Raw genomic sequence first — 23195 nt, 5'->3', positions numbered from 1 at the left:
GCGCGGCCGGTTCCTGCGCGGGCCGCGGGTCCGTGGGGCGTGCGGGCCGCGACGGCTCCGGCGCTCCGGGGTGCGTCGGGTCGTGCGGGGGCCGCGGCGCCGCGGCGACCAGGCTGGCCGCAACCGGCGGCCGCGCGGGCCGGCCGTTGAGCGTGGGCCGCTTGCGCTCGTCGGGCAGATCGATCTCGCCCAGGCCGATCTTGTTCTGCAGCCGGCGGGCCCAGCGCGGCGCCCACCAGCAGTCGTCGCCGAGCAGCTTCATCACCGACGGCACCAGGAACATCCGGACGACGGTGGCGTCCAACAGCAGCGCCGCCATCAGACCGAAGGCCAGATACTTCATCAGCACCAGGTCGGAGAACACGAACGAACCGGCGACCACCGCCAGCACCAGCGCGGCGGCCGTGATCAGGCGTCCGGTGGTCGCCGTCCCGATCCGGATGGCCTCGGCCGTCGACATGCCGCGTTCGCGCGCCTCGACCATGCGCGATACCAGGAACACCTCGTAGTCGGTGGCCAGACCGAAACCGACCGCGACGACCAGCGCGATGAGCACCACCATCAATGGGGTCGGGGTGAAATTCAAGACACCCGACAAGTGCCCGTCGACAAAGATCCAGGTCAGGATGCCCAGGGTGGAGCCCAGCGTGAGCGCGCTCATCAGCACCGCCTTGACCGGCAGCACCACCGACCCGAAGGCCAGGAACATCAGCAGCAGGGTGGCGCTGAGCAACAGCACCAGCATCAGCGGACCCTTCTCGGCCAGGCTGTGGATGCTGTCCTGCTCCAGCGCCGGCGTGCCGCCGACATAGAGGTTCAGGCCCTTCGGCGGATTCACCGACCGCAGTTCGGCGAGCTTCTTCGCCGCATCGCTCTTGTTGACCAGGCCGTTCTGGATCACCCGCACCGAGCCGTCTTTGGGCACCGTCGTCCCGTTCGGGCCGGCGACGCAGGGGTTACCGGCGATGGTCGGGCAGGCCCGCTCCTCCCAGGTCTTGTCGGCGAAGCCACCGATCGAGGAGATCCTGTTGCGGATGTCGGCCACCTGCTGGTCGGTCACCTTGCTGCCGTTGGTGCTCTGGATCACCATCGTCAGCTGCTCGGTCCGATAGCCCGGGAATTGCTTGTCGAAGTGTTCCTGCGCCAGGCGCACCGGATTGTCGGGGGGCAGGTACTTCTCGCTCATGCCGCCGAACGACAGGTTGCCCAGCGGGATGACCAGCAGGATCATGCCGACGGCGATCGGGATGGCGAAGGCCAGCGGCTTCTTCATCACCCAGTTGACGAGCTTGCCCCAGAACCCGGCCTCGACCTCTTCACGGGTTTTCGTCTTCTGCAGCCGGTCGGCCAGCCAGTTCAGGTAGGCACGCGAATACTTCCAGTTCCGCAGGAATGGCACCCTGAACGCGGTCCGCACGCCCAGCGCGTCGACGTGGCGGCCGAGGATGGCGAGGCACGCCGGCAGGAACGTGATCGACAGCAACGCGGCGAGTCCCACGGCGGCGAAGATCGCGTAGGTGAGCGAATGCACGAAGCCCTGCGGCAGCACCAGCAGGCTGGCGCTGGACGCGATGATCAGCACCGCGGAGAAGGTAACGGTGCGCCCGGCCGTCATCACGGTTCTTCGCACCGCGGCCTCGGTGTCGTAGCCCTCGGCTATCTCCTCCCGGAACCGGCTCACCACGAAAAGCCCGTAGTCGATTGCAATACCCAGGCCGATCAGCGAGACGACCGGCTGGGCGAAGAAGTGCACCGGCCCGAACACGGCGACCAGGCGCAGGATGCCCAGCGAGCCCGCGATGCTCAGGCCACCGACGATGGCCGGCAGGCCTGCGGCGACCGCGCCGCCGAACACCAGGAACAGCACGACGGTCACCAACGGCAGCGCCAGGACCTCCATGCGGCGCTGGTCGGTGGCGATGGTGCCGGTCAGCGCTTCGGCGATCGGCTCGAGGCCGGCCAGCTGCACGGTGCCGCCGTCGAGCTTCTGCAGGCCCGGCTGGATGGCCTTGTAGTTGTTGAGGATGCTGTCGTCGTCGTTGCCCTTCAGCGGGATGGACACGAAGGTGTGCTTCTTGTCCTCGCTGACCATCCCCTTGATGACGGGGTTGGTGCTGTCCGGCGCCGCCAGCCAGCCGGCCCAGCCGACGACCTGGTCGGGGTGGTCGGCCTTGAACTTGTTGAGCTCGCCGATGATTTTGTCCCGCCACGCCGAATCGTCGACAGTTTTTCCGTTGGGGGCGGTGAAGGTGGCCACCACGTGGCTGGTGCGGTCGCGGCCGTAGGTCTGGTCCCCCAGCACCGAGGCCTTAACGGATTGGCTGCCGTCGTCGTAGAAGCCGCTCTGTGTAACATGCTTGCCCAGGCTGATTCCGAAGACGCCACCCAGCAGACACAGAGCTACCGTGACCCCGATCACGATGTACCGGTACCGGTACACAGTTCGACCCCACCAGGCGAACACGCAAGCTCCTTACTGGATCGTTAACGACCCGCGCATAGGTTTTCCAGTGTCACACACGCGCGGTCAGCAGCGCGGAGAGCGGCCGGAACGGCTGCAGCCACGCACCCTGGTCAGGCAGCGAATCTAGGCCGATCCGCGGCAACGGTTCCCGGAAGACACCAGCGATATCCTCCAGATCAACGAAGTCCAAGGTATCCGACGCTAGCGCCCAACTCGCATGTTCGCGAAATCCGATCACCTGGACGCTGACCCCGCTTCGTGCGATGTCTTCCAGCGGGTGACGAAACGCCTGACCGTCGGCGGAGGCCACCACCAGCGCCGCCAACCCCTCGGTGCGCCGCAGTTCGATGTGGGCCAGCATGTCGCGGTCGACGTCGCTGTCCTCGTCGATCTTCGGCTTGGCGAAGACCGCGAACCCCACGTTGCGGAGCGCGTCCACCCACGGCCGGACGACGTCGGCGCTGCCCGGCGCGATGTTGGTGAACACCGTGGCCTCGGGTTCCACCACGACGCCGGGACGACCGGCGCTGACCTCGGCCGTGCGCGCCAGCAACCAGCGGCCCAGGGCGTCGAACCGCGGGCGTTCCAGCGCTGTCGGGCGGCGGCCCAGGATGGAGCCCAGCCCCATGTCCAGGTTCGGGGCGTCCCACACCAACAGCACGCGTCCACCCGGGGGAGAGAAGCCGCCCAGGTCGTCGCCGGTCAGCACCGCCGGCGGCGCGACGGGTTGGGCCCCCGCCGCGGTCTCTTCGGTCAGGCTCATACTCATCGCCTACTCATCGTCTAAGCCAAATGAATTCGGTGACGGCACTGCCCGCTTCTTGAGCCTTCGTCTCGTACTTGGTGGTCGGGCGCGCGACCGAGATCGGCAGCGCACTGTCGGGATCGGTCGGGTGCAGCCGGGGTTCACCCGCGCCGACCTCGGCGATGTGCTCGGCGTAGCCGGCGTGGTCCGTCGCAACGTGCAGGACACCACCAGGGAGTAGCCGGTCGGCTATCAAGCCAATCGTGCCCGGCTGCAGGAACCGGCGTTTGTGGTGCCGCGCCTTCGGCCACGGATCGGGAAAGAAGACGCGTACGCCGGTCAACGAACTCGGTGCGATGAGGCGTTGCAGGACATCGAGGGCGTTGCCGCGGATCAGCCGGATGTTGCTGACCTTGTCGCGGTCAATCGCGCACAGCAGCTGCGCCAGCCCACGCCGGTAGATCTCCACCGCGACCACGTCGATATTGGGCTCTTCCTTGGCCATCGCCAGCGTGGATATGCCACTGCCGCAACCGATTTCGAGCACCACCGGTGCCTGTCGCCCGAACCAGGCGCGGGTATCCAGCGTGGGTTCGGAGCTGTCGGGTTCGTCGGTTGCGGCGCCCAACGACAAGCCGAGCTCGGGCCAGCGCCGGTCCCAGGTCTGGCGCTGGGCATCGGACAGGGCCGATCGCCGCGATCGGAACGCCGTGGCCGGGAGATAGCGCTGGTCGGGGCGATCCGAGCCCCCCGTCGGCGTGTCGGGAGACATCGCCACCCCGCGCTGCGCATGCATTTGTCCATGGTGGCCTATAAACCTCGGATGTAGCCGCCCCTGGTCCGGATTGATACCCAACAGTTGCCTCCACCTGGTAACTCATTAACGGTGGCTCGCTTCTTGGTGACGTGGGTGCCACCATTCGGTGGGACCGCTCGGGCCCGGCGCTGCCTCCGGTAGCGGCGACGCGGCCCGGGCATGGGGGTCATCGAGACCGAACAGGCGGGATATGAGGGGACAAGGACACCAGAGTTTCGTCGACGAGCTGGCGCGCTTCGCCGCCGGCCACGTCGACCCGCGCCTGACGGCGATCGCACAGCGATCCGCCGCGCCCCTGCGCGTGGTTGTGCGCGGCCGCCGGGGGGTCGGCTGCCGCACCGTGCGCCGCGCCCTGGACGGCGCGGGACGCGCGGCCGGCATCGCGGTCGACGGCCCGGCGTCCGAGCGCGACGCCGACGTGGTGGTCTATGTGATCACGGAGGTGGTCAAGCCCGAGGACGTCCAGGCGAGCGCGACCGCCGGGCGCCCGGTGCTGGCGGTGCTGAACAAGGCGGACCTGGCGGGCTCGCTGTCCGGGCGGGGTGGCGACGGCCCGGTCGCGGCGGCACGCGCCAGGTGCACGGAGCTCTCGGCGCTGATCGGCGCGCCCATGGAACCGATGACGGGTCTGCTCGCGGTCGCCGCCCTCGACGACCTGGACAGCGCCCAGTGGACGGCGCTGTCCGCGCTGGCCGCTCACCCCGGCACCGCATGCTTCGACGGCTCCTTCGCCGCATTCCTGACCGCCGACGCCCCGGTGCCGACCGAGGTGCGGCAGCGCCTGCTGGACACCCTCGACCTGTTCGGCACCGCGCTGGCGGTCGCCGCGTTCCGGCAGGGCCGGACCCCGGCCCAGGTGCTGACCCTGCTACACCGGATGAGCGGCGTCGACGCCGTCCTGGCCAAAATCCGTGCGCTGGGCGCCGAGGCGCGCTATCAGCGGGTGCTCGACGCCGTCGCCGAACTCGAGGCGCTGGCCGCCGGGGGCGGCAGGCTCGCCGAGCGCATCAGCGCGTTCCTGTCCCGCGACGACACCGTCGTCGCCCGCATGGCGGCGGCCGTGGACCTGGCCGAGGCCGCCGGGCTGGAGCCGGGCGCCCCGCAGCACCTCGACGCGCATCGCGACCCGTCCGCGCACCTGCCGCGGGCGGTGCGGTGGCAGCGCTACAGCCGCGCGTCGGCCAGCGAACTGCACCGTGCCTGCGGCGCCGACATCGCCCGCGGATCGCTGCGACTGTGGTCGCAGGCCTGCGGCTCGCTGCCGGGGGGATCCTGGTGAGCGCCTCGACAAGCGACGATCCCGTCGCCGCGGTGGACGCGCTGGTGGCGGCGGCGGGGCCGGGACTGGATCCGCCGGCGATTCAGCGCCGCGACGTGGTGCTGGTGACCGGTCCGTGGATGGCCGGGGTCACCGCGGTGGCCGACGCCCTGCGGAAGCGGCTGCCTCAACACCAATTCGTGGAGTCGACGGACCTGGGGCCCGGCGAGGTGCCGACGGTCGTGGTGTTCGTCGTGTCCGCAGCGGCCAACCTGACACCATCGGACTGCGCCCTGCTGGACGCCGCGACCGAGCACACCGATGCGGTCGTCGGCGTGGTGTCCAAGATCGACGTGCATCTGAACTGGCGCGACATCGTCGTCGCCAACTGCGACTCGCTGGGCGCGCATGCGCCGCGCTACGGCCGGGCCCCCTGGGTGGGTGTGGCGGCCCTGCCCGACCTGGGTGAGCCCGACGTCGACGAACTGGTCGACGCCGTCTCGGCGCAACTCGACGACCCCGATCTCGCCCGGCGAAACAGGTTGCGGGCGTGGGAATCTCGCCTGCAGACGATGGCGCGGCGGTTTGACCGCGAGGTCGAGGGGTCGGGCCGGCGGGCCCGGGTCGAGGCGCTGCGCGAGGAGCGCGGCGCGGTGTTGCAGCAGCGGCGTCAGGCGAAAAGCGAGCGCACGATCACGCTGCGCAGTCAGATCCAGCAGGCTCGGGTCGCGTTGTCCCACTCGGCACGTAACCGGTGCGCGGGCGTGCGCACCGAACTGCAGGAATACGCGGCGGGTTTGTCGCGGCGCAACATGTCCGGCTTCGAGGCGGTCACCCGCGACCAGCTGGAAGGGGTGGTCGCCGAGGTCAGCGAAAGCACCGACGCGCAACTGGCCGAGGTGGCGCAGGCGATGGATGTGCCGATGGAGCTGCCGCCGCTCGAGCAGCTGCCGGCGGTGGACGTCTCGCCGCCACCGCTGAAATCGCGGCGCCAGGAAACCTGGCTGACCATCCTGCTCGGCGTCGGGTTCGGCCTCGGGGTGGCGCTGACGCTGAGCCGGCTGATGAGCGGTCTGGCCTCGCGGCTGAACCCCGGGCTGGCCGTCGTCGCGGCACTGGTATGCGTGGCGATCTCGGTGGGGCTCACCTTCATGGTGATCAACATCCGTGCGCTGCTGCACGATCGCGCCCTGCTGGACCGCTGGGCGGGCGACGTCACGGCTTCGCTGCAGTCGGTCGCCGAGGAGCTGGTCGCCACCCGGGTGCTGGTCGCCGAGTCGGTGCTGAGCAAGGCGCTGCTGGCCGAGGATGAGGCCGAGAACGCGGAGGCGGCCGCCTCGGTGGCCGTCATCGACACCGAACTTCGCGAGCACGCCCTGGCTGCCGCGCGGGCCTCGGCCGCGCGCGATCGGGAGATGCCCGCGGTGACGGCGGCGCTGGCGGCCGTACGTGCAGAACTGGGAGAACCGGGTATACGAGAAGAGGAAAGTCACTCTGAAGACGCCGGCGGTGACGAGACCGAAAAACCCGCTTCGAGGAGCGAAGATGGCGACGCGTCGTGAACTTCTGAATCGTTGTTGTGAGAAGGCTTATACCTGCCCGAGACTTCCCCGACAAGATCCTCAAGATAACCTGTAGTTAACGCCACCAATTCCTTAATTGTGTGGGCGAGAGCATAGCGAGCAACACCAGCCCGATACGCAGATGAATCCAGGAGAGTTCGATGACCTCAGCGACCATTCCCGGTTTGGACACAGCACCCACGAACCACCAGGGCCTGCTGTCATGGGTGCAGGAGGTCGCCGAACTCACCCAGCCCGACCGGGTGATCTTCGCTGACGGCTCCGACGAGGAGTTCAACCGCCTGGCCACCCAGCTGGTCGAGGCCGGCACGTTGAAGAAGCTGAACGAGAAGAAGCACCCCAACTCCTACCTGGCGCTGTCCGACCCGTCCGACGTGGCGCGCGTGGAGTCCCGGACCTTCATCTGCACCGAGAAGCAGGACGGTGCCGGACCGACCAACAACTGGATGGACCCGTCCGAGATGCGGTCCACCATGACCGACCTGTACCGCGGTTGTATGCGCGGCCGCACCATGTGGGTGGTGCCGTTCTGCATGGGACCCCTCGGCGCCGACGACCCGAAGCTGGGCGTGGAGATCACCGACTCCGAGTACGTCGTCATCTCGATGAAGGTGATGACCCGGATGGGCAAGGCCGCCCTGGAAAAGATGGGCGACGACGGGTTCTTCGTGAAGGCGCTGCACTCGGTGGGCGCGCCGCTGGAGCCGGGCCAAAAGGACGTGCCGTGGCCGTGCAACGACACCAAGTACATCACCCACTTCCCGGAGACCCGCGAGATCATGAGCTACGGCTCGGGTTACGGCGGTAACGCGCTGCTGGGCAAGAAGTGCTACTCGCTGCGTATCGCCTCGGCCATGGCCCACGACGAGGGCTGGCTCGCCGAGCACATGCTGATCCTCAAGCTCATCTCCCCGGAGAACAAGGCCTATTACTTCGCCGCGGCGTTCCCGTCGGCGTGCGGCAAGACCAACCTCGCCATGCTGCAGCCGACCATCCCGGGCTGGCGCGCCGAGACGCTCGGTGATGACATCGCCTGGATGCGGTTCGGCAAGGACGGCCGCCTGTACGCGGTCAACCCCGAATTCGGCTTCTTCGGCGTCGCGCCGGGCACCAACTGGAAGTCCAACCCCAACGCCATGCGCACCATCGAGGCCGGCAACACCGTCTTCACCAACGTGGCGCTCACCGACGACAACGACGTGTGGTGGGAGGGCCTGGAGGGCGAGCCCGAGCACCTGACCGACTGGAAGGGCCGCGACTGGACGCCCGACTCCGGCGAGAAGGCCGCGCACCCCAACTCGCGCTACTGCACCCCGATGTCGCAGTGCCCGATCCTGGCGCCGGAGTGGGACGACCCGCAGGGCGTGCCGATCTCGGGCATCCTGTTCGGCGCCCGCCGCAAGACCACGGTGCCGCTGGTGACCCAGGCCCGCGACTGGCAGCACGGCGTGTTCATGGGAGCCACCATGGGCAGCGAGCAGACCGCCGCCGCCGAGGGCAAGGTCGGCACCGTGCGCCGCGACCCGATGGCCATGCTGCCGTTCCTGGGCTACCACGTCGGTGACTACTTCCAGCACTGGCTCGACCTGGGCAAGAACTCCGACGAGTCGAAGATGCCGAAGGTGTTCTTCGTCAACTGGTTCCGCCGCGACGAAGACGGCGGCTTCCTGTGGCCGGGCTTCGGCGAGAACAGCCGGGTGCTCAAGTGGATCGTGGACCGCATCGAGCACCAGGCCGGCGGCCAGGACACCCCGATCGGTATCGTGCCGAAGGCCGAGGACCTCGACCTGGATGGGCTCGACGCCAGCACCGACGAGGTGGCCAAGGCCCTGGCGGTCAACCCCGCCGAGTGGCGCGAGGAACTGCCCCTGATCGAGGAGTGGTTCGAATTCGTCGGCGACAAGCTGCCCACCGGTGTCCGCGACGAGTTCGAGGCGCTCAAGCAGCGGCTGTCCGAAGCGGGCTGAGCCCGCTCGCGGTAGACCTCAGCGGCTAATCGCCTGCCGTCGTAGCGATCTCGGCAGGTAGATCGCTCCCGCCCCGGCGCTGGCTGCCAGGTCGCCCGGATTCGAGATGGCGCACCGCTTCAGCGACAGGCAACCGCAGCCGATGCACGAGTCCAGGTTGTCGCGCAGCGCGATCAGCCCGGCGATCTGATCGTCGAGGCGCGCGCGCCAAGTTTTGGACAGCCGGCCCCAGTCGGCGCGCGTCGGGGTGCGGCCATCCGGAAGTGTGGCGAGTGCGTCGGCGATCTCATCCAGGCTCAGGCCGACGTTGCGGGCGGCCTTGATGAAGGCCAGGCGTCTCAGCATCTGCCGCTCGAAGCGGCGCTGGCCGCCGGCGGTCCGGGTCGCGGTGATCAGGCCCTGGCTCTCATAGAACCGGATCGCCGACGCCGCGAAGCCGCTGCGGTTCGCTATCTCGCTGACGGTGAACAAGTCTCGCTTATCCATTGTGGCCTTCTCGAATTCGTGACTTGACTTAAAGTTTACTTCAACTATCAGTATGGGGGGATGACTCAATCCATACAGCAACCCGTCGCGATTGTCACCGGTGCCTCGCGCGGCTTCGGAAGTGCGGTTTCCGCCGCCCTGCTCGACCGCGGTTGGACCGTCGTCGGCGACGCCCGACGCGCCTCCGAACTGGAATCAACTGTCCGAGAACTGAATTCAAGGAATTTCATCGCGCTGCCCGGTGACGTCACCGACGCGTCGCACCGTGCCGAGTTGGTCGCGGCAGCACGCAATGCGGGGCCACTTGGCCTCTTGGTGAACAACGCCAGCCGGCTGGGGCCCAGCCCGCAACCGGTCCTCGCCGATTACCCTGCGAGCGAGTTGTCGACGGTGTACCAGACCAACCTGTTCGCGCCGCTGGCCCTGATCCAGGCCACGTTGCCGACCCTGGCCGAAAACGCAGGTGTGATCGTCAATCTGACCTCCGACGCCGCCGTCGAACCGTACCCCGGCTGGGGAGGATATGGCTCGTCGAAGGCGGCGCTCGACCAACTATCGGCCGTCCTCGCCGCCGAGACGCCCGCGGTGCGCGTGTACGCCTTCGACCCCGGCGACATGCGCACCGAGATGCACCAGGCCGCCTTCCCGGGCGAGGACATCTCCGACCGTGCCGAGCCCGCGTCCGTCGTGCCGGCCTTGCTGCGATTGCTCGATACGCGCCCGGCTTCTGGCCGCTACCGCGCCGTCGAACTGACGCTATCCGGAGCCCCGCGATGACGCTGACGGCTCCGCGCACCCGCTTCCACCGCGCCCCAGGCTCCGACGCCTTCGAGCCGCCCGAAGCGCACGGCATCTCCCGCGATGCCGTCAAGCTGCTGGTTGCTCGCCCGGACAGGGTCACCCACGCCCGCTTCGCCGATCTCGGCGATCACCTGCGACCGGGCGATCTGCTGGTGGTGAACGACTCGGAAACCCTGCCCGCCGCGGTGGACGGCCGCCGGGACGGGCAGGCCATCGCAGTGCACTTCTCGACCCGGCGAGCCGAAAGGATTTGGGTGGTGGAACTGCGGCCCGCCGGGGACGCGGCTGGACACCTCCCCGACGTGCGGCCGGGCGAGCACATCGACATGCCGGGCGGCGGGGTGCTTGTCATCGAGTCGTCCTACCCGCAACCGGGGATCAGCGGGGCACGGTTGTGGTCCGCGCGGATCGTTGTGGAGGGTGACGTCGGGTCGTATCTGGCCAGGCACGGCCGGCCCATCCGGTACTCGTACGTGCCGCGGCCGTGGCCGCTGCACTACTACCAGACGGTTTTCGCCAGGCGCCCCGGAAGCGCTGAAATGCCGAGTGCGGCACGGCCATTCAGCACAGAACTAGTCACCGACCTGGTGTCCGCCGGCATCGCGATCGCGCCGATCACGCTGCACGCGGGGGTGTCGTCGGCGGATGCGGGCGAGCCACCGGTCGCCGAACCCCTCCACGTGCCCGCCGCCACCGCGCGACTGGTGAACTTCACGCGCGAGACCGGCGGACGGGTGATCGCGGTGGGAACGACAGTGACGCGCGCTCTGGAGTCCGCCGCGACCACGGACGGCGTGGTGCGCCAGGTGGATGGCTGGACGGATCTGGTGCTTGGGCCCGACCGGCCGTGTCGCGTCGTCGACGGCCTGGTGACCGGCTGGCACGACGCCGGCGCCTCGCACCTGTTGTTGCTGGAGGCGGTCGCCGGTCCCGAGCTGGTCGCCAGGGCGTATCGGGAGGCCGTGGACCACGGCTACCTGTGGCATGAATTCGGCGACAGCGCGCTGTTACTGCCCGGCCGAGCGACCACTTAACACCCGTCAAGTTTGGCGGCGGTACAGTCTGCGCATGCAGATCCGCCCCTATATCGGTGCCGACAAAGCTGCTGTCATCCTGTACCCGTCCGGAACGGTCGTCACGTTCGACGACCTCGAGGCCCGTGCCAATCGGTTGGCGCACCGGTTCCGCGAGGCGGGTCTGCGCGAGGGCGACACCGTCGCCATCCTGATGGAGAACAACGAGCACATCCACGCGGTGATGTGGGCGGCTCGTCGCAGCGGCTTGTACTACGTGCCGATCAACACCCACCTGACCGCGGCAGAGGCGGCCTACATCATCGACAACAGCAGCGCCAAGGCCATCATCGGGTCGGCGGCGCTGCGCGACACCCTCGCCGGCCTGGCCGAGCAGCTGCCCGGCGGGCTACCCGAGCTGCTGCTGATCGCCGATGGTGACCTGCCGGGTTGGGAGCGTTACCCGGAATGCGTTGCGGGCCAGCCCGATACCCCGATCGACGACGAGATCGAGGGCGACCTGCTGCAGTACTCGTCGGGCACCACCGGCCGGCCCAAGGGCATCAAGCGCGAATTGCCGCACGTGCCACCGGCCGAGGCGCCCGGCATGATGTCCGCACTGGTCGGTTTCTGGATGACGCCCGACTCGATCTACCTCAGCCCGGCTCCGCTGTACCACACGGCGCCGTCGGTGTGGTCGATGAGCGCGCAGGCCGGCGGCATCACCACGGTGGTGATGGAGAAGTTCGACGCCGAAGGCTGCCTGGACGTCATCCAGCGACACCGCGTCACGCACGGCCAGTTCGTCCCGGCGATGTTCACCCGCATGCTGAAACTGCCTGAGCAGGTTCGTCATTCGTACGACCTGACCAGCCTGCAGCGGGTGATGCACGCCGCGGCCCCGTGCCCGGTGGAGATCAAAAAGCAGATGATCGACTGGTGGGGGCCGATCATCGACGAGTACTACGCGTCCTCGGAAGCGCACGGGTCGACGCTGATCACCGCCGAAGAGTGGCTGGCGCATCCGGGTTCGGTCGGCAAGCCCATGGGGGGCGCCGTGCACATCCTCGACGAGAACGGCGACGAGCTGCCGCCCGGGCAGGCCGGCGAGATCTACTTCGAGGGCGGCTATTCCTTCGAATACCTCAACGACCCAACGAAAACCGCCTCATCGCGCGACAAGCACGGCTGGGCCACCGTCGGGGACATCGGCTATCTCGACGACGAGGGTTACCTGTACCTGACCGACCGGCGCCACCACATGATCATCTCCGGTGGGGTGAACATCTACCCGCAGGAGGCCGAGAACCTTCTGGTCACCCACCCGAAGGTGCTCGACGCCGCGGTGTTCGGGGTGCCCGACGACGAGATGGGCCAGCGCGTGGTGGCGGCCGTGCAGACCGTCGACCCGGCCGACGCCACCGACGAATTCGCCGACGAGCTGACGGCGTGGCTGCGAGACCGGTTGGCGCACTACAAGTGCCCGCGATCGATCGCGTTCGAAGCGCAGCTGCCGCGCACCGACACCGGCAAGCTCTACAAGAATGGGCTGATCGAGAAATACTCGGTGTGACCGATGCTCCGGGTGGTCGACCTGTCGAGCGCGCCGCAGGACGGCCCGTCATCGCCGCCCGGGGTGATCGTCGCCGTGGGCTCGGCCGCCGACATCGCCGTGGCCGGATCCTGGCTTGACGCAGCAACTTTCACGCTGACCGAGGATCACTGCGCCGACCGGCGCGTGGTCACCGTCGATTCGGTGCCGGCGACCGTGGACGAGTTGACGGCGCGATGCCGCCGCTGGCCGCACGCCAGCGGGATCTGCGACGACGTGTTGCGCGCGGTGGACCCGCGTGGCCCGACGCTGTCCGGGTTGGTGACGGAGTCATTGGCGTACTCGACCCTGCAGGCCGGCCCGGAGTTCGCGCAGTGGCTGCGCGAGCGCGGCCCGGGCCGCATGCCCGAGATCCCCGACCCGGTGCGGGCGGCCCGCGACGGCGACGTCGTGCGAATCGCGTTCAACCGGCCGCAGCGGCACAACGCGTTTTCCACCGATGCCCGCGCCGCGCTGCTGGAGGCGCTGGCGGTGGCGCAGCTGGATCCCTCGGTCACCGGCGTCGTGTTGAGCGGCAACGGCCCATCGTTCTGCAGCGGCGGTGACCTGGCCGAATTCGGCACCTTCGCCGATCCGGCGAGTGCGCACCTGGCCCGCACCCGCTACAGCCCCGCCCTGGCGCTCGATGCGCTGGCCGACCGGCTCGGCCGCGCCTGCCGGGCGGAGGTACACGGCCGGGTGATGGGCAGCGGACTGGAGATGGCGGCGTTCTGCGGGTGGGTCAGCGCGCGCGACGACGCGGTGTTCGGGCTACCCGAGCTGGCGTTGGGGCTGCTCCCGGGGGCCGGTGGCACCGTCAGCGTCACGCGGCGGATAGGACGTTGGCGCACAGCGTATCTCGTGTTGACCGGCCGCACCGTCGACGCGCAGACCGCGGCGGCCTGGGGGCTGGTCGACGAGACCTGGGATCAGAACCCCGGATAGGTGGTGGTGGTCGTGGACGGGATGGTCGACACGATCGCTGCGAACATGGCGAACCACAGCACGACGCCGATCACCGCGGCGGCGGCACCGACCACCGCACTGATGATGGCCCACTTCTTGGCATTGTTGGCCGCCTCGTGGGCCTCGGCGTAGCGTCCCTGCGCCCAAAGCCCGGACACCTTGGTGGAGTACACGATCGACACGATCCCAAGAGGCAGGCAGCACAGCACCGTGCACAGGATCGCCCAGACCAAATAGTTCTCAGGTTCCGGCTGGCCCTGCCAGCCCGGCTGGGGCGCCGGCCATCCGGCGGGTGGCGGCTGGCCCTGCCACCCCGGCGGCTGCTGACCCTGCCAGCCGGCGGGGTGCTGGCCCTGCCATTCCGGTTGCTGGCCTTGCCATTCCGGCTGCTGCCCCGGCCATTCTGGCGAACCTCCGGGCGGCACGGGGGGATAACTCATGGCGGCTGCCTTTCCCTTTGGTTCAGAGTCAGGCAAATATACAGCAAACTATGTTCTCGGGCCGTGAGATTGGTGAGCCGGATCAGATCCCGCCCCGCGTCACCAGTTGCCGGGCAATCACATTGCGCTGGATCTCGTTGGTGCCTTCACCGACGATCATCAGCGGCGCATCCCGGAAGTAGCGTTCGACGTCGTACTCGGTGGAATAGCCGTAGCCGCCGTGGATTCGCACCGCGTTCAACGCGATCTCCATGGCGATTTCGGAGGCGAACAATTTGGCCATCCCGGCTTCCATGTCGCAGCGTTCACCGCTGTCATATCGCTCGGCGGCATACCGGGTGAGCTGGCGGGCCGCGGTGAGTTTGGTCGCCATGTCGGCCAGGTAGTTACCGATCGACTGGTGCTGCCAGATCGGCTGGCCGAAGCTCTCGCGCTGCTGGGCGTAGGCCAGCGCGTCTTCCAACGCGGCGGTGGCGACGCCAAGGGCGCGGGAGGCCACCTGGATGCGTCCCGTCTCGAGCCCCTTCATCATCTGTGAAAAGCCTTCGCCCGCAACGCCGCCCAGCAGCGCCGTCCGAGGAACCCGGAAGCCGTCGAACGACAGCTCGCAGGACTCGACGCCCTTGTACCCCAGCTTCGGCAGGTCCCGCGACACGGTCAGGCCCGGCCCGTGCTCAACGAGCACGATCGAGATGCCCTTGTGCCGCGGCCTGGCGTCCGGGTCGGTCTTGCACAACAGCGCGATCAGTCCGGAACGGCGCGCGTTGCTGATCCAAGTCTTGGACCCGTTGACCACAAGGCCGTCGGCGTCATCGGGGTCGGGCAACGCGGTGGTCGTCATGTTCTGCAGATCCGAGCCGCCGCCGGGCTCGGTCAGCGCCATGGTGGCGCGCACCTCGCCGCTGGCCATCCGCGGCAGGTAGGCCCGCTTCTGGTCCTCGGTGCCGAACAGCGCCAAAAGCTTGGCGACCACGGTGTGCCCGCCCATCGCACCGGCCAGGCTCATCCAGCCTCGCGCCAGTTCCTCGGTGACCCGCACGTAGCACGGCATGGACACCGGCGAACCGCCGTACTCCTCCGGGACGGCCAGACCGTAGATGCCGATCCGCTTCATCTGCTCGATCCACGCCTCGGGGTAGGAGTTGGCGTGCTCGACCTCGCGAATGCGCGGCTTGACGTCGCGGTCAACGAACGCCCGCACCGTGGCGACCAGCATCTCTTCTTCGTCGTTCACCTGTGATCACCCTCCAGCATTGACCCTCGATTCCACACCCTGCCAGCATGGGGCGTTGTGACTAGCGACGGGTATGCGGGGATTCGCGAGGGCGGGCCGTACTTCGACGACCTCGCGGTGGGGCAGGTGTTCGACTGGGCGCCCTCAATGACGTTGTCGTCCGGGTTGGCGGGCGCGCACCAGGCGATCGTGGGGGACCGGCTGCGTCTGGCGCTGGACGCAGGTCTGTGTGGGGCGGTGACGGGCCTGCCCGGGCCGCTGGCGCATCCGGGGCTGGTGTGCGACGTGGCGATCGGGCAGTCGACGTTGGTGACCCAGCGGGTCAAGGCCAACCTGTTCTACCGCGGCCTGGTGTTTCACCGGTTCCCGATCATCGGCGATTCGCTCTACACCCGCACCGAAGTGGTTGGCCTGCGGGCGAATTCGCCCAAGCCGGGCCGGGCGCCGACCGGGCTGGCGGCGCTGCGGATGATCACGATCGACCAGGCCGATCGGCTGGTGCTCGACTTCTACCGGTGCGGGATGCTGCCCGCCGGCCCGGATTTCGCGCCCGACAACGCGCCGAACGATGATCTGTCCGCCATCGGCGTCGACGTGCCCGGGCCGGCCCACGATCCGACCGCGCAGTGGCACGGCGCGGTGTTCCGCGACAAGGTGCCCGGTCCGCACTTCGACGCCGGGCTGGCCGGCTCGGTGTTGCGCAGCACCGCCGACGTGGTCAGCAGCGCACCCGAACTCGCCCGACTGACGTTGAATATCGCTGCCACGCATCATGATTCGAGGGTCGGCGGGCGCCGGCTGGTGTACGGGGGGCACACCATCGGGCTGGCGCTCGCGCAGGCGAGCAGGCTGCTGCCCAATCTGGTGACGGTCCTGAACTGGCAATCCTGCGATCACACCGGGCCGGTGCACGAGGGCGACACCCTGTACAGCGAGCTGCACATCGAATCCGCCGAGCCGACCGATCACGGCGGCGTGCTGGGGCTGCGGTCGCTGGTGTATGCGGTCGGCGACACCGCCGGCGAGCCGGACCGGCCGGTGCTGGACTGGCGGTTTCGCGCGCTGCAGTTCTGAGCCCGGGTTTGCCGGTCGCGGCGGTGCCGTGGGCCGCGCGCACAATAGGGGCGTGAGTTCGGCTTCGTCAGTGGGGGAGTCCCAGCAGGTCAAGGAGTGGGGGAGCAGCGGGCTGGCCTACTTGACCGGCCTGCCCGACGGTCCCGCCGACTTCTCCCGCGCCAACGTGCTGGCCCGCGCGCGCGACGTCGCTGCGGCCACCGGTGAGCGGCTGGGCATCACCATCGACGCGGCGAGCCTGTTGACGGGGCGGGCCGCCATGCTGGGGCTGGCCCGCGGCGGGCGGGTGTCGCCGGGCGGCGCCACCCACCTGCTCACCGCCCGCGACGGCTATTGCGCGCTCACCCTCTCGCGCGCCGACGACCTCGACGCCGTGCCGGCGCTGCTGCAGGCCGACGAGATAGCCGCCGACCCGTGGCCGGAGCTGCAACGCTGGGCCGCCGCCCGCCCGGTGGCCGAGATCGTCGACCGGGCCGGGCTGCTGGACATTCCGGCGGCCGCCCTGGGCGAGGCCGCGCCCACGCCGGCGCGGATACGCGAGAACGGATCGCGGGCGGCGCCGAGGACACCGCGGGGTCTGTTGGTGGCCGACCTGTCCTCGATGTGGGCGGGCCCGCTCTGCGGGCGATTGCTGGGCCGGGCCGGCGCGACCGTCGTCAAAGTCGAAAGTCCGCGCCGCCCGGACGGCACCCGGGGCGGACATCCGGCCTTCTTCGACTGGGTCAACGGCGAAAAGCTAAGCTATGAACTCGATTTCGACGGCCAGGCCGACGAATTGCGCGAACTGCTCGCGGTCAGCGACATCGTCATCGAGGGCTCGCGCCCGGCGGGGCTCGCGCGCCGGCGGCTCGGCCCCGACGACGTCGCGCCGCGCGCGGGCCGAATCTGGTTGCAGATCACCGGATATGACGGCCTGCGGCCGGGATTCGGTGACGACGCCGCGGTGGCGGGTGGCCTGGTCGGCACCAGCGCCGAGGGCCCGGTGTTCTGCGGTGACGCCATCGCCGACCCGCTGAGCGGGCTGGAAGCCGCCCTGGCGGTGGGTGAATCGCTGGGACGCGGCGGCGGCGAGCTGATCCGGGTATCCATGGCCGGGGTCGCCGCGACCTACGCGGCGCTGCCGGTCGAGCCGTCGGCATCGCCGGCGCCGGTGTGGGCACCGGCCACCCCGCCCGCGCGGCATCCGGCGTCCGGTCTGGGCGCCGACAACGACGCGGTGCGCCGCCTTGTCGCCCAAAGGCGGGTCCTGCCATGCTGATTCAGCGAGCAACCTTGCTGGACGGCACCACGACGGACATTCGGGTGGGCGCGCTGATCGAGGAGATGGCGCCACCGGGCGAGGGTCTGGTGCCGCGGGCGGGGGAGGGCGTGCTGTACGCGGGCGGCGGCGCCGTCCTGCCCGGGCTGCACGACCACCATGTGCACCTGCGCTCGGCGGCCTCGGCGCTGGATTCGTTTTTCGTCGGACCGCCCGGCGTCAGCACCGAGTCGCAGCTGAGCCAATTGCTGGCCAACGCCACACCGGGGCCCGACGGCTGGATTCGCGCTGTGGGCTACCACGATTCGGTTGCGGGGGAACTGGATAGGGGCGCCCTCGACGCCATCGTTCCGCACGTCCCGGTGCGCATCCAGCACCGCAGCGGAGCGCTGTGGATCCTGAATTCCGAGGCGCTGGGCCGGGTCGGCCTGGCCGAACATCCCGACGGGCGGCTGCGCAGCGCCGACCGCGGCTGGTCGCTGGCGCTGCAGCGGCGCGAAACCGACCTGGCCGAACTGAGCCGCCGGATCACCGCGACCGGTGTCACCGGCGTCACCGACGCGACCCCCGATCTCGATGCCGACGACATGGAGTCGCTGACGACGGCGCACGAGCGCGGCGAGTTTCGGCCGCGGCTGAGTTTCCTGTCGCCGGGCAAGAAGATCCTGCACGACGATCACCTGGACCTCGACGCCCTCACGGAATGGATTGTGCGCCAGCATGATAGCGGGCAACCGGTCGCCGTGCACTGCGTGACCGCCGCCCAGCTGGTGGTGACCATCGCGGCCCTGCGGGCGGCCGGCGGCCACCCGCGGGACCGCATCGAACACGCCGCCGTGGTGCCCGACGACAATCTGGCCGACCTCGCCGAGCTCGGGATCACCGTGGTGACGCAGCCCAACTTCGTCGCCGAGCGCGGCGACCAGTACCTGTCCGAGGTGCCCGCCGCCGAGCACGATCAGCTGTGGCGCGTCGCCTGCCTGCGTGACGCGACGGTGCCCGTCGCGCTGTCCACCGACATGCCGTTCGGCCACGGCGACCCCTGGACGGCGATGCGCGCCGCGGTGCATCGCACCACGCCGCAGGGCGCCGTGTTGGGCCGGCACGAATGTGTTTCCGCGCGAGAGGCTTTGACGATGTTTCTGGGGCGCGCGGATCAGCCCGGCCGGCCGCGCAGCGTGGAAATCGGGCAGCCGGGGGACCTGTGCGTGCTGAACGAGCCGCCCGCGATCGCCCTGGCCGCCCTGGACGCGGGACTGGTCGCCGCCACCGTCATCGGCGGTGAGCTGGTGTACTTCGCGATGTGAGGCGCGTCAAGCGGTGGGGGCCAGCGCCGCGCGCAGGCTGTCGCACTGGCTGTCGAAAAACCGCCGCGACACTTGGGCTTTCGGCAACACCAGGTCGAAGCCGTGGAAGGCGCCCGAAATGGTTTCGACCTGGCACGGCACCCCGGCGGCGCGCAGGCGTTCGGCGTAGGCCAGGTCTTCGTCGTGGAACAGGTCGTGCGTGCCCACACCGATCCAGGCCGGCGGCAACCCGCTGAGGTCGCCGCGGCGACCGGGGACGGCGAGCTGCGGGTCGGCGTTGCCGAGATACGCCGCCCAGCCGAACCTGTTGCTGCGGTTGTCCCACAGCCGGTAATTCGAGCTCGGGGCGGTGGCCGAACTGCGGTCGTCCAGCATGGGATAGGTCAGCAGCTGGAATGCCGGGCTCACCTCCGCGCGGTCGCGGGCCAGCAGGGCCAGGGCCGCCGCCAGGCCCCCGCCGGCGCTGGCGCCGCCGATCGCGATGCGGTAGCGGTCCACCGATGGCAGCCCGGCCAACCACGTCAACGCCGAATAGCAGTCCTCCAGCGGTGTGGGATACGGATGTTCGGGCGCCAGGCGGTATTCCACCGACGCGATGGTGATGCCCAGCCGCCTGCTGAACCCGCTGCAGAGCTGGTCGTCCTGCTGGGCGGTGCCGATCACGTATCCGCCGCCGTGGATCCACAGCAGCGCGGGCGTGGCCTCGGTGGCCCCGGCGGGACGGAACAGCCGAACGCCGGCACCCGAATCGAGCGTGATCGCCTCGACGTCGGCGACGGGCTTGGTGAGGCGCCCCCGCCACGCGAGCCCCGCCCGCATGAGCGGCAGGGTCCGGGGGCCGACGAGCCGGCGCGGAGCGAAGCGGGCAAATCGCTGCAGGTCAGGATGAACATCGTTGTTCGTCACCGGACAAGTATCACCGACGCGGAAAATTAACTGACTCCCGATGTGGGATCTGCAGCGCGCTACGACTTCAGGAGGCAGCTTGACCGCCAACAACCCCCGGCTGGAATCGCGGTCGGTCGATACGGTCCTCGGGACGATCCGGGTTCAGGTGAGTGCGGGCACCGGGCCCGCCGTCCTGATGTGGCCCAGCCTGTTGATGACGGGCGACCTGTGGGCCGGCCAGGCCGCGCGCTTCGGCGACACCCATCGCCTGGTGCTCATCGACCCGCCCGGCCACGGCGGCAGCGCGCCGCTGCGGGCGATGTTCAGCTTCACCGACTGCGCGCGGTGCGTCGTCGACCTGCTGGACGGCCTCGACATCGACAGGGCGCACTTCGTCGGCAATTCGTGGGGCGGGATGATCGGCGGAACCTTCGCCGCGCTCTATCCCGATCGGCTCCACCGCGCCGTGCTGATGAATTGTACGGCCTCCAAAGCCGGTGTCGCGCAGAAGATTAAGTATGCGGCCCTCGTGTGGTTGGCGACGGCGCTGGGTGGGATCCGGCCGCCGCTGACACGCTCGGCCGTCCGCGCTTTCCTGGGGCCGACGACTCTGCGAACCCGCCCGGACGTGGTCGACACGGTGCGGGCCAACCTGCAGTCGGTGAACACCGACTCGGTCCGCTGGGCGGTGCGCAGCGTGGTCTCGGCGCGGCCGGACCAGCGTGCGCTGCTGGCCCGCGTCACGTCCCCGATGCTGGTCGTCGCCGGCGCCGAAGACGCCACGTTCCCGGTGGCCGAAACCCGCGTCATGGCCGACTCGATTCGGGGCTCGTCCTTCACCGCGCTCGACGGGGTCGGGCACCTGGCGGCGCTGGAGGATCCCGCGCGCGTGAACCAGCTGCTGGACGCGTTCTTGTTCGGCTGAAATGCCGCGCCGATAACCAGCATTCGGACACATCCGGTTCTCCGACGAGGGTGACGCGCGCGTCGGGTCGCCGCCGGTTGGTGAACCATGCCGGGCGCTGCACCGTAGCCGCAGGAAGGACCCAGAAAGGCGAATGGATTAGCCGACCCACGATTGGGGTATCGGAGCAATGCTGGCGCGCACGGGCTTGCTGTCAGCTTGTTGGGTTTGCCGGTACGTCGCCGCAACGTCCCGCACGGGGCCGAGCGCCGCCGCGCCGCCCGATCGGCCAGGACGCGAGGACGTGAAATGCTTGGGCAACTTTACGATCGGGCACTCGGCGGGGAGCGATGTTGGATCCGTCATGAGGACGGCGAACTGCGGCCACTGCCGGCGCACCGATGGTTGGGTGTGCGATGTCCCGGTGATGGATCTGGCCCGCCTTTTGACCAAACCTTCGACGATGTCTTCGACGAAGCCGTCACGCAGATGTGCACCGGGCCGACAATCGAACTGGGCTGCGGGCCGGGCCGGTTGGTGGCCAGGCTGATTCAGCGCGGCATCCCAGCACTGGGCATCGACCGGTCCGCGACCGCGATCCAGCTGGCGGGCCGCGGCGGTGCGCCGGCCCTGCTGGGCGACGTGTTCGAGCCGCTGCCGGGAACGGGCCTGTGGCAGACCGTTCTGCTGGTCGACGGCAACGTCGGGCTCGGCGGGGACCCGCGGCGAATCCTGGGGCGCGCCTTCGAATTGCTGGCGCGAGGTGGCCGCTGCGTCGCCGAATTCGAAGCCGAGGCCATCGGAATCTGTTCGCGATGGGTGCGGCTGGAGGCGGCGGGCGAGGTCGGGCCCTGGTTTCGCTGGGCATCCGTCGGGGTGGACAGCGCCGCCGCCCTGGCCGCGCAGGTGGGGCTGACGCTGACCAGCGTCAGCCTTGTCGGCGGCCGGGTGATCGCCGACCTGACGGCCAGGTAAGCGTGTCGTACACAGCAAAATTCATCCAACTCAGCGAACCTCGAGAAACGGTCCAAACAGCGCAAATATCGAACCCAGCGAGCGGGCCGGGCAAAGCGATTCCACAATCGTCGGCCGCTCTACGGAAACGTCAGTTTGCAAGATGGCGTGAGGGGTACAGTCCCCACCATGACGGTGAGTGGACCGGGCATTACCGATTGCGTGAAATGGTTGCTGCGGGCCCGCCCCGGTGACTATGCGCTGGTTTTGAGCGTGGCGGGGGCTTCGCTGCCCGTGGTCGGCAAGCACCTTGAACCGCTGGGCGGTTTGACCGCCATGGGTGTGTGGGGCGCCCGGCACGCACCGGAGGCGATCTCCGCGGCGACCAGGGACTGGTTCACGCCCGGAATCAACGACGTCCGGCGCCGCGACCGGGAGAGCACCCAGCAGGTCTCCCTCGCCGCGTTGCGCGGGGTCGTGTCGGCCGCGGACCTCGAGATGGAGTGGCCGGTGGCCGAGAGGACACCGCCGATCTGGGACGGCTTGCGCCAGCGCCGCTATCTCCACCGCCGGGCCGTCCACTACGGCGACCACCCCGAGCAGGTGCTCGACGTCTGGCGGCGCAAAGACCTGCCCGCGCAGCCCGCGCCGGTCCTGATCTTCCTGCCGGGCGGCGCCTGGGTGCACGGCAAGTGCATGGGCCAGGGGTCCGCTCTGATGTCCCGGCTCGCCGAACAGGGATGGGTGTGCCTGGCGGTCAACTACCGCGTCTCGCCGCACCACCGCTGGCCGCGCCACATCATCGACGTCAAGACCGCCATCGCGTGGGCCCGTGCCAATGTCGACAAGTTCGGCGGCGACCGCAATTTCGTTGCGATAGCAGGATGTTCGGCCGGAGGCCACCTGTGCGCGCTGGCCGGGCTGACGCCCGATGACCCACAGTTCCAGGCGAAGCTGCCCGAGGGCGCCGACACCTCGGTGGACGCGGTCGTCGGTATCTACGGCCGCTACGACTGGGAGGACCGCTCGACGCCGGAGCGCGAGCGGTTCGTCGAGTTCCTGGAGCGGGTCGTGGTGAAGAAGTCGATCGCGCGCCACCCCCAGATCTTCCGCGACGCGTCCCCGATCGCGCGGGTGCACCGGAACGCGCCGCCCTTCCTGGTCATGCACGGCAGCAAGGACACCGTCATCCCCGTCGAGCAGGCGCGCAGCTTCGTCGAGCGGCTGCGGGCGGTGTCGCATTCGATGGTCGGCTACCTCGAATTCCCCGGGGCCGGCCACGGATATGACCTCATCGACGGCGTGCGCGCCGGCGCCGCCGCGCACGTCGCCTCGCTGTTCCTCAACCAGATCTACCGCACCAAGACACGCGTCGGGGCAAAAGAGGTTATCTGAACCGCCACCGCTGAGTATGGTCCCTCTATGGGCTGTGTCTTATACACATA

The 23195-nt window shown here is 69.2% G+C and carries 20 protein-coding genes; 13 read left to right on the top strand and 7 right to left on the bottom strand.

Translation table 11 applies throughout. From position 1 onward, the window contains the following. From A5732_RS07845 to trmB, 3 genes are all read right to left on the bottom strand, one after another. A partial coding sequence (locus A5732_RS07845) for an MMPL family transporter (RefSeq protein ID WP_076101874.1) occupies positions 1–2464 on the bottom strand: 2464 nt, incomplete at its 3' end. A gap of 49 nt (positions 2465–2513) precedes the next feature. Beyond that, on the bottom strand, positions 2514–3227 hold the full coding sequence (locus tag A5732_RS07840; RefSeq protein WP_076101871.1) for an NYN domain-containing protein: 714 nt from the start codon (positions 3225–3227) through the stop codon (positions 2514–2516). A 13-nt stretch (positions 3228–3240) separates the two neighbouring features. Then, on the bottom strand, positions 3241–4023 hold the full coding sequence (gene trmB, locus A5732_RS07835; RefSeq protein WP_170880163.1) for a tRNA (guanosine(46)-N7)-methyltransferase TrmB: 783 nt from the start codon (positions 4021–4023) through the stop codon (positions 3241–3243). Positions 4024–4216: 193 nt separating this feature from the next. On the opposite strand from trmB, the gene A5732_RS07830 reads away from it, so the two are divergent. The 3 genes from A5732_RS07830 to A5732_RS07820 all read left to right on the top strand — a co-directional run bounded on the left by A5732_RS07830 (position 4217) and on the right by A5732_RS07820 (position 8834). Next, positions 4217–5305 (top strand): hypothetical protein, encoded by a 1089-nt coding sequence (locus A5732_RS07830; RefSeq protein ID WP_076101870.1) that lies wholly within the window; start codon positions 4217–4219, stop codon positions 5303–5305. After that, complete coding sequence (locus tag A5732_RS07825) at positions 5302–6846, top strand: hypothetical protein (protein ID WP_216351570.1); 1545 nt, start codon at positions 5302–5304, stop codon at positions 6844–6846. The genes A5732_RS07830 and A5732_RS07825 overlap by 4 nt, the downstream gene beginning before the upstream one ends. 161 nt (positions 6847–7007) lie before the next feature. Continuing rightward, on the top strand, positions 7008–8834 hold the full coding sequence (locus A5732_RS07820; RefSeq protein ID WP_076101868.1) for a phosphoenolpyruvate carboxykinase (GTP): 1827 nt from the start codon (positions 7008–7010) through the stop codon (positions 8832–8834). A gap of 18 nt (positions 8835–8852) precedes the next feature. On the opposite strand, the gene soxR is transcribed toward A5732_RS07820, so the two are convergent. Continuing rightward, positions 8853–9320, bottom strand: a complete 468-nt coding sequence (gene soxR, locus A5732_RS07815) for a redox-sensitive transcriptional activator SoxR (protein WP_064953970.1) — start codon at positions 9318–9320, stop codon at positions 8853–8855. 60 nt (positions 9321–9380) lie between these two features. On the opposite strand from soxR, the gene A5732_RS07810 reads away from it, so the two are divergent. Genes A5732_RS07810 through A5732_RS07795 form a run of 4 tightly spaced genes read left to right on the top strand, consistent with a single transcriptional unit; the run spans position 9381 to position 13670 of the window. Next, positions 9381–10097 (top strand): SDR family NAD(P)-dependent oxidoreductase, encoded by a 717-nt coding sequence (locus A5732_RS07810; RefSeq protein WP_076056127.1) that lies wholly within the window; start codon positions 9381–9383, stop codon positions 10095–10097. Beyond that, positions 10094–11155, top strand: coding sequence for an S-adenosylmethionine:tRNA ribosyltransferase-isomerase (locus A5732_RS07805; RefSeq protein WP_076101867.1), 1062 nt, complete (start codon positions 10094–10096; stop codon positions 11153–11155). Before A5732_RS07810 ends, A5732_RS07805 begins: the two co-directional genes overlap by 4 nt. Before the next feature lie 34 nt (positions 11156–11189). Beyond that, positions 11190–12707: a fatty-acid--CoA ligase FadD4 gene (fadD4, locus tag A5732_RS07800; RefSeq protein ID WP_076056124.1), complete on the top strand. Its 1518-nt coding sequence runs from the start codon at positions 11190–11192 to the stop codon at positions 12705–12707. A 3-nt stretch (positions 12708–12710) separates the two neighbouring features. Further along, positions 12711–13670, top strand: coding sequence for an enoyl-CoA hydratase/isomerase family protein (locus A5732_RS07795; RefSeq protein WP_076101866.1), 960 nt, complete (start codon positions 12711–12713; stop codon positions 13668–13670). On the opposite strand, the gene A5732_RS07790 is transcribed toward A5732_RS07795, so the two are convergent. Next, complete coding sequence (locus A5732_RS07790) at positions 13655–14131, bottom strand: CD225/dispanin family protein (RefSeq protein ID WP_076101865.1); 477 nt, start codon at positions 14129–14131, stop codon at positions 13655–13657. The genes A5732_RS07795 and A5732_RS07790 overlap by 16 nt on opposite strands. An 82-nt stretch (positions 14132–14213) precedes the next feature. Next, a complete protein-coding gene (locus A5732_RS07785) occupies positions 14214–15365 on the bottom strand; it encodes an acyl-CoA dehydrogenase family protein (protein ID WP_171974978.1) in 1152 nt (383 codons plus the stop codon). A 57-nt stretch (positions 15366–15422) separates the two neighbouring features. On the opposite strand from A5732_RS07785, the gene A5732_RS07780 reads away from it, so the two are divergent. The 3 genes from A5732_RS07780 (at position 15423) to A5732_RS07770 (ending at position 19004) form a co-directional block, all read left to right on the top strand. Next, the gene (locus A5732_RS07780; RefSeq protein ID WP_076101864.1) at positions 15423–16439 is read left to right on the top strand and encodes a MaoC family dehydratase; all 1017 of its coding nucleotides are present in this window, start codon (positions 15423–15425) and stop codon (positions 16437–16439) included. A 70-nt stretch (positions 16440–16509) separates the two neighbouring features. Further along, positions 16510–17697 (top strand): CoA transferase, encoded by a 1188-nt coding sequence (locus A5732_RS07775; RefSeq protein ID WP_076101863.1) that lies wholly within the window; start codon positions 16510–16512, stop codon positions 17695–17697. After that, positions 17691–19004 carry an amidohydrolase family protein gene (locus tag A5732_RS07770; RefSeq protein ID WP_076101862.1) on the top strand — a complete coding sequence of 438 codons (1314 nt, stop codon included), beginning with the start codon at positions 17691–17693 and terminating at the stop codon, positions 19002–19004. The genes A5732_RS07775 and A5732_RS07770 overlap by 7 nt, the downstream gene beginning before the upstream one ends. A gap of 6 nt (positions 19005–19010) precedes the next feature. Here A5732_RS07770 and A5732_RS07765 read toward each other — a convergent pair whose 3' ends face one another. Continuing rightward, on the bottom strand, positions 19011–19910 hold the full coding sequence (locus A5732_RS07765; protein ID WP_076101861.1) for an alpha/beta hydrolase: 900 nt from the start codon (positions 19908–19910) through the stop codon (positions 19011–19013). Positions 19911–20088: 178 nt separating this feature from the next. Between A5732_RS07765 and A5732_RS07760 the strand changes: the two genes are divergently transcribed. From A5732_RS07760 to A5732_RS07750, 3 genes are all read left to right on the top strand, one after another. Then, positions 20089–20817: an alpha/beta fold hydrolase gene (locus tag A5732_RS07760; protein ID WP_076101872.1), complete on the top strand. Its 729-nt coding sequence runs from the start codon at positions 20089–20091 to the stop codon at positions 20815–20817. Positions 20818–21105: 288 nt separating this feature from the next. After that, positions 21106–21771 (top strand): SAM-dependent methyltransferase, encoded by a 666-nt coding sequence (locus A5732_RS07755; protein WP_076101860.1) that lies wholly within the window; start codon positions 21106–21108, stop codon positions 21769–21771. Between the two features lie 168 nt (positions 21772–21939). Continuing rightward, positions 21940–23145, top strand: a complete 1206-nt coding sequence (locus A5732_RS07750; protein WP_076101859.1) for an alpha/beta hydrolase — start codon at positions 21940–21942, stop codon at positions 23143–23145. Positions 23146–23195: the final 50 nt, after the last annotated feature.

Origin of the sequence: Mycobacterium colombiense, assembly GCF_001953985.1 — a bacterium.
Lineage (GTDB): Bacteria > Actinomycetota > Actinomycetes > Mycobacteriales > Mycobacteriaceae > Mycobacterium > Mycobacterium colombiense_B.
Note: the sequence above shows the minus strand (reverse complement) of the source record. Positions and strands in the feature narration are given on the sequence as shown.

Coding starts and splice junctions, on each gene's coding strand:
- A5732_RS07820 (WP_076101868.1), top strand. CDS start 7,008: ATGACCTCAGCGACCATTCCCGGTTTGGACACAGCACCCACGAACCAC.
- A5732_RS07790 (WP_076101865.1), bottom strand. CDS start 14,131: ATGAGTTATCCCCCCGTGCCGCCCGGAGGTTCGCCAGAATGGCCGGGG.
- A5732_RS07795 (WP_076101866.1), top strand. CDS start 12,711: ATGCTCCGGGTGGTCGACCTGTCGAGCGCGCCGCAGGACGGCCCGTCA.
- fadD4 (WP_076056124.1), top strand. CDS start 11,190: ATGCAGATCCGCCCCTATATCGGTGCCGACAAAGCTGCTGTCATCCTG.
- A5732_RS07830 (WP_076101870.1), top strand. CDS start 4,217: ATGAGGGGACAAGGACACCAGAGTTTCGTCGACGAGCTGGCGCGCTTC.
- A5732_RS07770 (WP_076101862.1), top strand. CDS start 17,691: ATGCTGATTCAGCGAGCAACCTTGCTGGACGGCACCACGACGGACATT.
- A5732_RS07750 (WP_076101859.1), top strand. CDS start 21,940: ATGACGGTGAGTGGACCGGGCATTACCGATTGCGTGAAATGGTTGCTG.
- A5732_RS07810 (WP_076056127.1), top strand. CDS start 9,381: ATGACTCAATCCATACAGCAACCCGTCGCGATTGTCACCGGTGCCTCG.
- A5732_RS07755 (WP_076101860.1), top strand. CDS start 21,106: ATGCTTGGGCAACTTTACGATCGGGCACTCGGCGGGGAGCGATGTTGG.
- A5732_RS07760 (WP_076101872.1), top strand. CDS start 20,089: ATGTGGCCCAGCCTGTTGATGACGGGCGACCTGTGGGCCGGCCAGGCC.
- A5732_RS07840 (WP_076101871.1), bottom strand. CDS start 3,227: ATGAGCCTGACCGAAGAGACCGCGGCGGGGGCCCAACCCGTCGCGCCG.
- soxR (WP_064953970.1), bottom strand. CDS start 9,320: ATGGATAAGCGAGACTTGTTCACCGTCAGCGAGATAGCGAACCGCAGC.
- A5732_RS07805 (WP_076101867.1), top strand. CDS start 10,094: ATGACGCTGACGGCTCCGCGCACCCGCTTCCACCGCGCCCCAGGCTCC.